The 12,226-nt window shown below is 71.5% G+C and carries 12 protein-coding genes and 1 pseudogene; 2 read left to right on the top strand and 11 right to left on the bottom strand.

Annotated elements, in window-relative coordinates; translation table 11 throughout:
• Positions 1-374: 374 nt before the first annotated feature.
• The 5 genes from EV699_RS19275 to EV699_RS19295 all read right to left on the bottom strand — a co-directional run bounded on the left by EV699_RS19275 (position 375) and on the right by EV699_RS19295 (position 5,616).
• Complete coding sequence (locus EV699_RS19275) at positions 375-1,556, bottom strand: alpha-hydroxy acid oxidase (protein WP_132545893.1); 1,182 nt, start codon at positions 1,554-1,556, stop codon at positions 375-377.
• A gap of 142 nt (positions 1,557-1,698) precedes the next feature.
• Positions 1,699-2,583 carry a LysR substrate-binding domain-containing protein gene (locus tag EV699_RS19280; protein WP_132545895.1) on the bottom strand — a complete coding sequence of 295 codons (885 nt, stop codon included), beginning with the start codon at positions 2,581-2,583 and terminating at the stop codon, positions 1,699-1,701.
• Between the two features lie 28 nt (positions 2,584-2,611).
• Complete coding sequence (locus EV699_RS19285; RefSeq protein WP_132545897.1) at positions 2,612-3,574, bottom strand: peptidoglycan-binding protein; 963 nt, start codon at positions 3,572-3,574, stop codon at positions 2,612-2,614.
• Between the two features lie 15 nt (positions 3,575-3,589).
• Positions 3,590-4,252 carry a hypothetical protein gene (locus tag EV699_RS19290; protein ID WP_132545899.1) on the bottom strand — a complete coding sequence of 221 codons (663 nt, stop codon included), beginning with the start codon at positions 4,250-4,252 and terminating at the stop codon, positions 3,590-3,592.
• Positions 4,249-5,616, bottom strand: coding sequence for a hypothetical protein (locus tag EV699_RS19295; RefSeq protein ID WP_132545901.1), 1,368 nt, complete (start codon positions 5,614-5,616; stop codon positions 4,249-4,251). Before EV699_RS19295 ends, EV699_RS19290 begins: the two co-directional genes overlap by 4 nt.
• A gap of 205 nt (positions 5,617-5,821) precedes the next feature.
• Here EV699_RS19295 and lpxC point away from each other — a divergent pair, with 205 nt between their 5' ends.
• Together lpxC and dinB are read left to right on the top strand one after the other, a co-directional pair.
• Positions 5,822-6,712, top strand: coding sequence for a UDP-3-O-acyl-N-acetylglucosamine deacetylase (lpxC, locus tag EV699_RS19300; RefSeq protein ID WP_132545904.1), 891 nt, complete (start codon positions 5,822-5,824; stop codon positions 6,710-6,712).
• 181 nt (positions 6,713-6,893) lie between these two features.
• Positions 6,894-7,973: a DNA polymerase IV gene (dinB, locus tag EV699_RS19305; protein WP_424450047.1), complete on the top strand. Its 1,080-nt coding sequence runs from the start codon at positions 6,894-6,896 to the stop codon at positions 7,971-7,973.
• A gap of 110 nt (positions 7,974-8,083) precedes the next feature.
• Here the strand turns inward: dinB and EV699_RS20380 are convergent.
• From EV699_RS20380 to EV699_RS19335, 6 genes and pseudogenes are all read right to left on the bottom strand, one after another.
• Positions 8,084-8,527 (bottom strand): annotated as a pseudogene (locus EV699_RS20380) (AAA family ATPase); the annotation flags it as partial.
• Positions 8,524-8,964 (bottom strand): GFA family protein, encoded by a 441-nt coding sequence (locus EV699_RS19315; RefSeq protein ID WP_132545908.1) that lies wholly within the window; start codon positions 8,962-8,964, stop codon positions 8,524-8,526. The gene EV699_RS19315 and the pseudogene EV699_RS20380, both read right to left, overlap by 4 nt.
• A gap of 43 nt (positions 8,965-9,007) precedes the next feature.
• Positions 9,008-9,676 carry a YiaD family glycine zipper/OmpA-like lipoprotein gene (locus tag EV699_RS19320; RefSeq protein ID WP_132545910.1) on the bottom strand — a complete coding sequence of 223 codons (669 nt, stop codon included), beginning with the start codon at positions 9,674-9,676 and terminating at the stop codon, positions 9,008-9,010.
• Between the two features lie 61 nt (positions 9,677-9,737).
• Positions 9,738-10,424 (bottom strand): alpha/beta hydrolase, encoded by a 687-nt coding sequence (locus tag EV699_RS19325; protein ID WP_132545912.1) that lies wholly within the window; start codon positions 10,422-10,424, stop codon positions 9,738-9,740.
• A gap of 133 nt (positions 10,425-10,557) precedes the next feature.
• On the bottom strand, positions 10,558-11,880 hold the full coding sequence (locus tag EV699_RS19330) for a C4-dicarboxylate transporter DctA (protein WP_207923029.1): 1,323 nt from the start codon (positions 11,878-11,880) through the stop codon (positions 10,558-10,560).
• A 214-nt stretch (positions 11,881-12,094) separates the two neighbouring features.
• Positions 12,095-12,226 (bottom strand): ureidoglycolate lyase (locus tag EV699_RS19335; protein WP_207923030.1); only part of this gene is annotated, 132 nt, incomplete at its 5' end.

Raw genomic sequence — 12,226 nt, forward strand, 5'->3', positions numbered from 1 at the left:
GGCCACGCTCGGATCGAGCGCCACCCGCCGCTCCCCCGGATGCACCTCTTTCGGTACCAACAGTTTCAGGGTCATGTCGTTCTATTGCCTCCTCCTGCCAGGTTTGTCGGCACCGGCCATGGTCGCCGATGCACGCCAAGGGTGGTCAGATCAGATTGGTAAATTGATCTGACCACTGTATTAGAAATTTTCACACATTCTGATTCAACCGAAATTTTTATCCCGGCCGACTACTTCGTCGTCATAACGAGTCATATGGCTGTTTATGAAGCAGTTAGTGCTGCCATGTCATCTCGCGGGCATGGCGTTGCATCTGCTTCCGCTCAGATTCACAATGACGATTTTTTGTGAATGGACTATTGGTATTACCAGAGTTAGCTGCTGCGCTTCATCACGCAGTCCGGCCCCACCTGGTTGATGTCCGGGCGGCCGATCAGCGCCAGCACGCGGTCGACCTCGCTGCGCAGGATCTCGAGCGCGTGGGCCGCGCCGGCCTCGCCGCCGGCGGCCACGCCGTAGAGGGTGGCGCGGCCGAGCAGGACCGCGTCGGCGCCGAGCGCCCGCGCCTTGACGATGTCGGCGCCGCGGCGAAAGCCGCTGTCGATCAGGAGGGTGAGCTTGTCGCCGACCGCCGCCCGCACCTGCGGCAGCACCTCCAGCGGTGCGAGGGTGCTGTCGAGCTGGCGCCCGCCGTGGTTGGTCAGCACGATGCCGTCGGCGCCGATCTCGACCGCGCGGCGGGCGTCGTCCACCCCGAGCACGCCCTTGATCACCAGCTTGCGCGGCCACAGGTCGCGCACCCAGCGCATCGCCTCCCAGTCGAGCGTCTGGTCGAGCTCCTGGCCGACGAAGGCGACGCCCTTCTCGGCGCTGTCCTGGCCCTTGGGCAGGAAGGCCGACAGGTTGCCGAAGCGCGGCACGCCGTGCGGGATCATCACGTCGAACAGCCAGCGCGGGTGACGCAGCACGTCGAGCTTGCTGCGCAGCGACAACTGCATCGGCCGCGAGAAGTTGCGCTTGTCCCACTCGCGGTGGCCGAACACCGGCACGTCGGTGGTCACCAGCAGCGCCTCGTAGTCCGCTGCCAGCGCGCGCTCGACGATGTGCTTGGCGAACTCGCGGCTGCGCAGCACGTAGAGCTGCATCCAGTGGCGCGCGCCGGCCGCCGCGCTGGCGATCTCCTCGATGCTCGCGGTCGACACCGTGCTCAGCGTGAACGGGATGCCCGCGGCCTTGGCGGCACGGGCCAGCGCGACGTCGGCCTTGTGGGTGAGCATGCCGTTGAAGCCGGTGGGGGCGATCGCGAACGGCGCCGCCATCTCGCGGCCGAACACCGTCGTCTTCAGGTTGCGCTGGGAGACGTCGACCAGCGTGTTCGGCAGCAGCACGTAGTCGTCGAACACCGAGCGGTTGCGCCGCAGCGTGTGCTCGTCCTCCGCACCGCCCTCGACGTACTCGAAGGCGAAATGGGGGGTGCGCTGACGGGCGACGCCGCGCAGCTCTTCGATGGTGAGGGCGCGCTTGAAGTCGGTACCGCGATACCAGCGACGGCTCATGGATGATTTCCCCTGCAAAGTGGTGGTGTGGCGACGGGGCGTCGTGATCGCTCGGGGAGCGTCGACGCCTGCTCGGAGAGTCACTTTACGGAGGGGGGCACGGCGCGGCGTGAAAGCTGTTGCGGCGCGCCGTGAAGCGTTTTCAATCGCGCAGCGACTGCCGCAGCCAGTCGACGAAGGCGGCGCATTCCCAGCGTTCGAGCGTGCCCGGCTTCCAGCACAGGAAGTAGTGGTGTGGCGACGGCACGCTGTGCCTGGACAGGCGGATCAGCCGGCCGCTGTCGAGCCAGGCCGCACCGAGCTTCAGGCGCATCAGCGCGACGCCGAAGCCGGCGACCGCGGCATCGAGCATCAGGCCGATGTCGTTGAACTGCGCGCTGCTGTCCGGCTCGCGCAGGCTGATGCCGCAGGCCTTGAGCCAGGTGCGCCAGGGTTCGAGCGGGGAGCGGATCAGGCGCGCGCGCGACACCACCGCGTCGGTCTCGAAGCCGTCGAAGGGGCCGGCCTCGTTGAAGTAGTCCGGGCTGCACACCGGGCAGACCTCCTCCGACAGCAGGTGCATCGACTCGCGGTCGGGGAAGGGGCCGGTGCCGAAGCGCAGCTCGATGTCGGCCTCCTCGGCGGTGACGTTGAGCACCGGGATCGTCACCTGCAGGATCAGGTGGATGTCGGGGTAGCGGTGGCGGAACAGCGACAGCCGCGGCAGCAGCAGCTGGCGCGAGAAGGTCGGCATCACCGCCACGCGCAGCCGCGTCGGCCCGACCACGGCGCGCCGCCCCGGCACTTCCTGCAGCGCGTCGAGCGCCTCGATCACCCGCGCGAGGTAGGCCGCGCCGTCGGCGGTCAGGCTGAAGTCGCCGCGCGCGAACAGCTTGAGCCCGAGTTGCGATTCGAGCTGGCGGATGCGGTGGCTCACCGCACTCGGCGTCACGCTCAGCTCCTCCGCGGCACCGGTGACGCTGCGCAGGCGGGCCAGCGCCTCGAAGGCGAGCAGGCCGTGGATCGGGGGGATGCGGCGTGCACTCATGCGGGGGCGGACTCCACCGTTGCGGCCCTCAGGTCCTGGCGTTCAGCCGCGCCCAGAAGCTCGCATCGGGCGCGCCGCCGTCGGCGGCGAAGAGCAGGAAGACGTCGTTGAACCACTGCACGAAGCGGTCGGCGTGCGCGGCGCTGCCGATCGGGTACTGGCGCATCTTCCAGCGGTTGCCGGCGCCGTCCTGGTAGTAGACGCCGCCGGCGTTGTACGCGCAGGCGACCTTGGGCGGGTCGAACTGCGTCTGCGGGAACTTGCTGGCGATACAGGCGGTGCCGGCCTTGATCGCGTTGTCGGGCACTTCGAGCCAGGCGCGGTCGACGTTGCCGCCTTCGCCGAGCGCCTCGCGCGCGGTGCTGATCAGCGTCTGCATCAGGCCGACCGACACCTTGCCGGGGGTGCGTTCATCGTCGCGGTAGCCGGGCTCCTCGCGCACGGCGCGCGGGTCGCCGCCCGATTCGGTGCCGATGGTGGCGAGGATCAGCTCCGCCGGCACGCCGAACTGCGTCGCCCAGCGCACGATCGAGGGGCCGAAGTCGCCCCATACGCGGCGCATGGTTTTCGGCTCGCCGCCGCTGCCCTGCGGCGGCTCGTCGCCGATCGCGAGCCCGATCGGGGTCAGGTGCCAGCGCACGCTGTCGCGGTAGCCGTGCACCGCGGTGAGGTCGGCGAGCACGCCGGCGAGGCGGTCGGCCGGGCGCGCGGCGCTGGCACGCACCACGGCGGGCGCGGCGGTGCCGGCCGGCGCGGCGCCGGCCAGGGCCTCGGCGAGGCGCGTCCACGACTGCGGACCGAACACGCCGTCGACGGTCAGCCCGTTCTGCGTCTGGAAGGCGCGCACGGCGGCGTCGCTGCGCATGCCGAACAGGCCGTCGGGCTGGCCGCTCTGGTACAGGCCGAGCGCGCGCAGCGCGAGCTGCAGTTCGAGCACGTCGTTGCCGCGCAGCATCGGCAGGCGGTACTTGAGAACGCGGGTGTAGGCCATCGCGGTGCCCTCGCGTCAGCGGCAGCCGAAGCCGCGGCGGGTGAGTTGCAGGTCGTTGCCGAGGCGCCGGTAGGGTGCATCGAGCCCGCTGGCCGCCGCCGCGCCCTCGCGTTCGCGCAGGCTCGCGGCGAGGCCGTCGAGGCGGGCGCAGGTGGTCGCGTTGGTGGGGCTGACCTGTACCGCGGCGAGCCCGGCGTTGACGGCGAAGAAGCGCGCCGCGGCGCTGCCGGGGCTGAGCGTCTCGAGCGCCTGCGCGCAGGCGGCGAGCTCCTTGTTGCGGGCGAGCGCCGGCGGGCCGCTGATGCGGTCGCGCGCCTGGCGCAGCGCCTCGCAGCGGTTGGCGGCGTAGGCCGCACGGGTGGCGGCGGGCTGGTCGAGCCCGGGGGCGGCGAGGCCGGCGCCGAGGGCGTCGGCGGCGCAGGCGTAGCGCGAGGCGTCGCCGGCCTGGGCGAGGCGGTAGCAGGCGTCGCCCTTGATCAGCTGGGCCTGCGCGCAGGCGGGGTCGGTGGCGTCGCAGTTCACGTCGCGGGCGGCGATCGCGGCGTAGTCGCCCTTGGCCGCGAGCGTCTTGAAGTCGTCGAGCTGGCGCGTCTGCTGGACGGAGGCGCAGCCGGCGAGCAGCAGCACGCACAGCAGCAGTGCGGCGACGCCGCGGGGGCGTGCAGGGGTGGCGGTCATGGCTGGGCCTCCTTGACGGCATCGGCGAGCAGGGTGGTGACCGGCTGGCTGTCGCGCCACAACCGGTCGCTGGCGGCCATCAACTGGTCGAGGCTCGCCAGCGCGGCCTCGCCCTCGGGTTCGCCCTTGGCGGCGCTGGCGTGGATGGCGTCGACCGCCTGCACCAGCGGGTCGTAGCCGCCGACCGGCGCGAGCAGCGCCGGGTCGAGCGTCTGCGCGCGCGGGCCGAGGTCGCCGTCGACCGCGCCGCGACGGGCCTGCTCGATCGCGTCCTCGAACGCGGCGGGCGATTCGAAGCCGCTGCCGTAGCGGGCGCGCAGCGTCTCCAGGTCGCTCTGCGTCAGCACGTCCTGCGCGAACTGCAGCATGAACGGGCGGTCGTCGAGGCGGGCGCCGAGCGCGGCGCGCAGCGCCGGCACGGCGCTGACCATCGCGATGCCGGTGGTGGCGTCGGCCTCGCCCAGCGCCAGCACCGCGGGCGACAGCGGCAGGTGCAGCACGCGCGCGCGCCAGCGCTGGTAGGCCTCGCCGCCGAGCTTGATGCCGACGCCGACCACCGCGGTGATCAGCGCCGCCGGGCCGAGCGCCGGCGCGACGCTCTTCAATAAAGGTGTGAAGTCCTTCAGCGCGCCGCCGACGATGCCGCTCAGCGGATTGTCGGCGTTGAGCGCCTTGACCAGCTCGCCGGCCTTGGCCGCCGCCGCCGCCGGGTCGCCGTCGGCGAGCGACTTCGCCGCCGCGAGCCCGCTGCCGAGGGTGTCGGCGAGGTCGGCGTAGCGCTTGCCCTGCTCCTCGGGGAACAGCCCGGTCAGCGTCTTCACCACCGCGAGCCCGGCCTCGGCCTTGCCGATCAGCCCGTCGGCGGTGCCGCGCTGGGCGTCGGTGGTGGCGTCGTCGAGCGCCTTGCCGAGCGAGTCGACCTGCGCCTTGAGGACCTTGTCGGGTTCGCCGCCGCCGCTGCGGCTGCCGAAGTAGAAGCCGATCACCGAGCCGAGCAGCCCGGTCAGCATCTCCGGGAACTTCAGGCCGCCCCACATCGACAGCACCAGCATCACCAGCGACACGGTGATCAGCAGCAGGCCGATGGTCGCGCGCACCGTGCCTTCGGGCAGCCCGGCCTGGCTCTGGAAGAACAGCGCGAGCTGCTTGTCCTCGCGGCAGGCGTTGAAGAAACGCCGCTGGGCAACGAACAGGTAGACGAGGAACGCCAGCACGATCACCACCACGGCGCCGATCACCAACAGCGACGGGGCGCTGCCGAAGGGGTTCGCGGGCGGCGGCGTTTCCTGTGCCAGGGCCGGTGGCGTCAGCGCGGCGAGCAGCAGGCCGCCGCGCAACAGGATGGGTCCGCAGGGGTTCGGCATGGCGTCATCCTCCCTCGGCAGGGCCCGACGAACGGCGGGCGCAGACGAAGGATAGGCGCTGGCGGGCGCCTTGCCGGCGCTTGAAATGTTGCAAGCGAGACCATTAGAAATATCCTGTTAGCAACATGTGGCAAAAATAACTTTCCCTCGTTGCGCTGCATCAATATACTGCTTAGGCAATAAACGTCAGGGCAGGAGAACGGCAATGACCCCGCAGCATACTTTGCGTACCGCAGTGTCCCTCAGTGGCATCGGCCTGCACGGCGGTCGCACGGTGCAACTGCGGGTGGAGCCGGCGCCTGCCGGCAGCGGCATCGTGTTCCGCCGCACCGACCTCGGCATCCCGGCGAGCACGCGGGTGCACCCCGGCAAGATCGTCGACACGCGTCTCAGCACCGTGCTCGAACTCAGCGAACAGGCCCGGGTGAGCACCATCGAGCACCTGATGTCGGCGCTCGCCGGCTGCGACATCGACAACGCCGTGGTGAGCCTCGACGGCCCCGAGGTGCCGGTGATGGACGGCAGCTCCACCGCCTTCGTCGCCGCCTTCAAGCGCGCCGGCGTGCGCGCGCAGCGGGCACCGCGCCGCTTCCTGCGCATCCGCCAGGCGGTGATGGTGCGTGACGGCGACAAGTGGGCGCGGCTCGCGCCGGCGCCGGGGCGGCGCTTCGATCTGCAGATCGACTTCGATCACCCCGCCGTGCGCAACATGCCGGCGCGCGCGCACTTCGATCTCGACGGCGACGACTACGCGCGGCTGCTCGCGCCGTGTCGGACCTTCGGCTTCCTCTCCGACCTCGAGAAGATGCGCGCGGCCGGGCTCGCCCTCGGCGGCAGCCTCGACAACGCGGTGGTGCTGGACGCTTCCGGCGTGGTCAACGCCGAAGGCCTGCGCCGGCCCGACGAACTGGTCCGTCACAAGCTGCTCGACGCGATCGGCGACCTCTACGTGCTCGGCCTGCCGATCCTCGGCGCCTTCAGCGGCTACAAGTCGGGGCACGCGCTCAACAACCGCCTGCTGCGGCAGCTGCTCGCCACGCCGCAGGCCTGGGAGATCAGCGAGCGCGAACCGGCGCTCGCGCGCGTCGCCGCCTGAGCGCGACGCCACCCCGGCGGCCCGGCCAGCACCGGTGCCGCCGTTCCCGTATCCCCCCCTGGCAGCGGCCGGCGGACACCTGCCGGCCGCTGCCGTGACCTGCTCCTGACACGCGAAAGCGCCCCATCCGGCGTCACATCTCTTATGATCGACACCTGCCTGTCGCAGACAAGTGTCTGTCGTGAAAGACAAAGAGCAGCGCAAGATCATCCATGTCGACATGGACGCCTTCTACGCCGCGGTCGAGCAGCGCGACGATCCGCGGCTGCGGGGGCGGCCGGTCATCGTCGGCGGCCCGCCGGCGAGCCGGGGCGTGGTGGCGACGGCGAGCTACGAGGCGCGCCGCTTCGGCGTGCACTCGGCGATGCCGAGCGCGCAGGCGTACCGGCTGTGCCCGCACGCGGTGTTCGTCAAGCCGCGCTTCGAGGTCTACCGTGCGGTGTCGCAGCACATCCGCGCGGTGCTGGGCCGCTACAGCGAGCTGATCGAGCCGCTGTCGCTCGACGAGGCCTACCTCGACGTCAGCATCAGCACCGCCTGCCGCGGTTCGGCGACGCTGATCGCGCGTGACATCAAGCAGGCGATACGCGCGGCGACCGGGCTCGTCGCCTCGGCGGGCGTGTCGTACAACAAGTTCCTCGCCAAGCTCGCCTCGGACCTCGACAAGCCCGATGGCCTCGCGGTGATCACCCCGGCGCAGGGGCCCGACTTCGTCGCCGCGCTGCCGGTCGGCCGTTTCCACGGCATCGGCCGGGCCACCGAACGGCGGCTGCTCGCCCTCGGCATCGCCACCGGCGCGGACCTGCGCGCGCGTTCGCGCGACGAGCTCGTCGGCCATTTCGGCAAGGCGGGGGCCTGGTACCACCAGCTCGCGCGCGGCATCGACGAGCGCCCGGTCGAGCCCGATCGGGCGCGCAAGTCGCTCGGCGCCGAAACCACCTTCGCGACCGATCTCGACGACCCCGCCGAGATGCTCGGGCAATTGCGCGCGTTGGCGGCCGAGGTCGCCACCGACCTCGCCCGGCGCGGCCTGCGCGGACGCACGCTGACGGTGAAGGTCAGGTACGCGGACTTCGAGAGCGTCACCCGCAGCCTGAGCTTCGCCGAGCCCACCGCCACCTACGCCGACCTCGAACCACGCCTCGCCGTGCTGCTCGCGCGCACCGAGGCGGGCCCGCGCCGGGTGCGCCTGCTCGGCGTGACCGTGTCGGGGTTCGAGACCGCGGGCCGCGGGCAGGGGCTGCAACTGGTGCTGTTCTGAAGACGGCCCGCGTCGTTCCGCCGGCGCCGCAGCGCCGCTTCCACCGCCGCGCGGGCGGCGGCCAGCCGGGTCGTGTCGCGCCCGCGCAGCCAGCGGTGCGCGATGCCGAGCCGCTGCAGCGTGCGGCGGAACGCCGTGCGCAGTGCGGTGCGGTCCTGGGCCGGGTCGCGCAGCGGGTCGGCGGCGAACGGCAGGTCGGTGTCGGCGAGCAGCACCACGGCGTAGCGGTGCGCGTCGGCACGGGCGCGGGCGAGCAGCCGCGGCGGGCAGCGGCCGAAGTAGTGGCGGGCGTAGATCGCGGTGGCGAGCGGGGCGGTGTCGCAGATCAGCAGCCGCCGCGCCCGCCGCGCGGCGCGCGCGGCGGCGTCGAGCTGGCCGGCGACGATCGCGGCGAGGTCGTCGAAGCGCACCTCGTGCCGGCCGGCGGCGGCGAGGTGCTCGCGCACGAACTCGGCCACCCAGGGTTCGCCGTAGCGGGCGGCGAGGGTGCGGGCGAGCGTGGTCTTGCCGGTCGACTCGGGGCCGATCAGCAGCACGCGCAGCGGCGGGTTCATGCGGCGTCGGTCGGTGGTGGCGCGTCGGGGCCGTGGTCGGTCCACGCCGGCAGCTCAGGGGCGAGGGCCGCCATGCAGGCGAGCCGCGTGCCGGTGTAGACGTGGTACTGCGGCGGCAGCGCGTCGGGGGTGTCGAGCGTGCCGACGGCGACGTCGATCTCCTCGTCCTGGCCGGTGAAGCGGAACACGAGCTGCGCGCCGCAGTGCGGGCAGAAGCCGCGCTCGGCGCGTGCCCCCACCGCGTACCAGGCGAGCGCGCCGCGCGTCAGCCGCCAGCGGGCCGGGTGCACGGTCGCCCACAGCGACACCGGCGCGCCGCTCGCGCGACGGCACTGCGTGCAGTGGCAGTAGGCGACCGTCACCGCGCCGGGGTCGACGCGGTAGCGCACGCGGCCGCACAGGCAGCCGCCGTCGAGGGGCGTGTCGAGAAGGCTCATCGGCGTGCGGGGCCGGCGCCCGGCGTGCCGGCCCCTGGGCGGCTCAGCCCTGCGTCAGCGGCAGCAGGGTGATCTCGACGCGGCGGTTGGCCGCGCGGCCGGCCTCGCTGGCGTTGTCGGCCACCGGACGGGTGTCGCCGTAGCCGTTGATCACCATGCGCGACTGCGGGATGCCGTCGCGCACCAGGGCGCTGGCGACCGCGGCGGCGCGGCGCTGCGACAGCGCCAGGTTGCTCTGCGGGTTGCCGCTGCTGTCGGCGTGACCGGCGACGTCGACGACGGTCTTGTCGTACTGCTTGATCACCGCCGCGATCTTGCCGATCTGCGCTTCGCCGCCGGGCTTCAGCGCGGCCTTGCCGGTATCGAAGCTGATCGCCTCGGGCATGTTCAGCACGATGCTGTCGCCCTGGCGCACCACGTCGACGCCGCTGCCGGCGAGCTGGCCCTTCAGCTGCTGCTCCTGCTGGTCCATGTAGCTGCCCACCGCCGCGCCGGCGAGCGCGCCGATGCCGGCGCCGATCAGCGCGCGCTTGGCCTTGTCGTGGCCCTGGGTGAGGCCGCCGGCGAGTGCGCCGACGACGCCGCCGGCGATCGCCCCCTTGGAGGTGTTGCTCATGCCGCCGGCGCTGCCGCCACCGGGCTGGGCGCAGCCGCCGAGCGCGAGTGCGAGCGTGAGGCCCGCGACGATCAGCCGTGTATGCGAGTGCTTCATGTTGACTCCTTGCCGCTGAGGATGGGTGTCCGCGCGAGAGCTTATGCGCTTGCGGCCGTGCTTAGAACCGCTTGGCGTCGCCGAGGGTGGCGGCGAGCCAGGCGCCGATGGTGCGGATCTCCTCCCAGCACACCTCGTGGCCCATCGGGTACTCGTGCCACGCCGGGGTGTAGCCCAGCGCTTCGAGCTGGCGGCGCGTGGCCACGCCCCACGTGTGGCGCACCACGGCGTCGTGGTCGCCGTGCGCCATGAAGATCGGCACCGCGGCGTTGGCCGGGTGGCGTTCGGCCTCCAGCGTCGCCGCGAGCGGCAGGTAGCCCGACAGCGCGACGATGCCGGCGAGCGCTTCGGGGTGGCGCAGGCCCGCGTACAGGTTCATCGCCGCGCCCTGCGAGAAGCCGGCGAGCACGATGCGCGTGCTCGGCACGCCGCGGGCGTTCTCGCGTGCGATCAGCGTCTCGATGCGGGCCGCCGAGTCGCGCACGCCGGCGGCGTCCTCGGCGCGCGGGATGTCGGCGGCGAGGATGTCGTACCAGCCGCGCATCACGTAGCCGCCGTTGATGGTGATCGGCCGCACCGGGGCGTTGGGGAACACGAAGCGCACCGCGAGTCCGGGTGGCAGGCCGAGTTCGGGCACCACGGGCTCGAAGTCGTGGGCGTCGGCGCCGAGTCCGTGCAGCCAGATGACGGTGGCGGTGGCGGGGGTGGCGGGTTCGATCTCGACGGTGTCGAGGGCGGGCAGGGGCATGGCGGGGCTCCTCGGCGCTGGGGGGCGGTTGGCGCCGGACTCTAGCGGCTTTCGTGCCGACGCGCCCGCCACCCGGTGCGGACGCGGAAACGCCGGCGCCGCTCGCGGGGAGCGGCGCCGGCAGCGGGAGGGCTCAGTGGGCCGGGGCGGGAGCGGTGGTGCCGTCGTCCCCGGACGCCGGTTCGTCGAGGCTGACCTTGATCTCGCCGTTCAGCACCGCGTGGGCGCGTTCGTAGTCGATGTCCTTCTCCCAGGCACCGATCACCACGGTGGCGACGCAGTTGCCGATCAGGTTGGTGAGCGCGCGGCCCATGCCCATGAACCAGTCCACCGCGAGCACCAGCGTCAGGCCGACCACGGGCAGTGCGGGCACCGCACTCAGCGTGGCGGCGAGGATGACGATCGCCGAGCCCGGCACGCCGTGCGCGCCCTTGGAGGTCACCAGCGACACGCCGAGGATGGTCAGCAGCTCACCGGTGGAGAGCGGGGTGTTGGTGGCCTGGGCGATGAACACCGCGGCGAGCGTCAGGTAGATCGAGAAGCCGTCGAGGTTGAAGGAGTAGCCGGTGGGGATCACCAGGCCGACGGTGGAGTCGTGCACGCCGAGCTTTTCGAGCTTGCGCATCACCTGCGGCAGCACGCTGTCCGACGACGCCGTGCCGAGCACGATGAACAGCTCTTCACGCATGTAGCGCAGGAACTTGACGATGCTGAAGCCGGCGAAGCGCATGATGCTGCCGAGCACGAGCAGTACGAAGACGATGCACGAGGCGTAGAAGATCAGCACCAGCATGCCGAGCTGCTTCAGCGAGCCGATGCCGTACTTGCCGGTGGTGAAGGCGATGGCGCCGAGCACGCCGAGCGGTGCCAGACGCACGATCAGGAACATGATCTTGAACAGGACGTGGCTGAGCTGATCGATCAGCTTGTACACCGGGCGGAAGCGCTCGCCGAGCAGCGACAGCGCGGTGCCGAAGAGGATCGCGAACAGCAGCACCTGGAGGATGTCGCCCTTGGCGAAGGCGTCGAACACGGTGCTCGGGATGAGCTTCATCAGGAAGTCGATCGCACCGCCGCCCTTGACCGTTTCAGCGGTCTGCACGTACGCCGCCATCGCCGAGGCGTCGAGCGACTTCGGATCGATGTTCATGCCCACGCCCGGCTGCAGCACGTAGGCGAGCACGATGCCCACGAACAGGGCGAAGGTGGTGACGATCTCGAAGTAGATCACCGCCTTGGCGCCGACGCGGCCGACCTTCTTCAGGTCGCCGGCGCCGGCGATGCCGGTGACCACCACGCAGAACACGATCGGGGCGATGATCATCTTGATCAGCTTGATGAAGCCGTCGCCCAGCGGCTTGAGCTTGACGCTGAATTCCGGCGCGAACACGCCGACCAGCACGCCCAGTACCAGGGCGATGCAGACCTGCCCGAACAGTGACTTGAAGAATTTCATGATGTTTTCTCCTGGAGGACTCGGTGGAGCCGGGCACAAAGCATGCCCGCGGGTTGCGCGTGCGCCCGTTCCGCCGGCCTCCTGCCTGTGGTGTCGTAGCTATCGTTTTGTGCGGTCGGGGCTTTTCGTTCCGCGGCCCGGCGCTCGTCTGTTGTGGTGATGCCGGCGTCCGCACCGTTCCCGGGCACGGACGCCTCCCCTGCGAGGGGGGTGCTCAGTCCTGGAGCGAAGCGATGACGACGCCCTCCGGCAGCGGAATCTCATCGCAGTTGTCGCCGGGTCCGTCGCGGTCGAGGACGAGGAAGTCGGCGGCGCGCTCGAGGGTGAGGAGCGGGTGGTGCCAGAC

The organism is Plasticicumulans lactativorans (assembly GCF_004341245.1).
GTDB classification, from domain to species: domain Bacteria; phylum Pseudomonadota; class Gammaproteobacteria; order Competibacterales; family Competibacteraceae; genus Plasticicumulans_A; species Plasticicumulans_A lactativorans.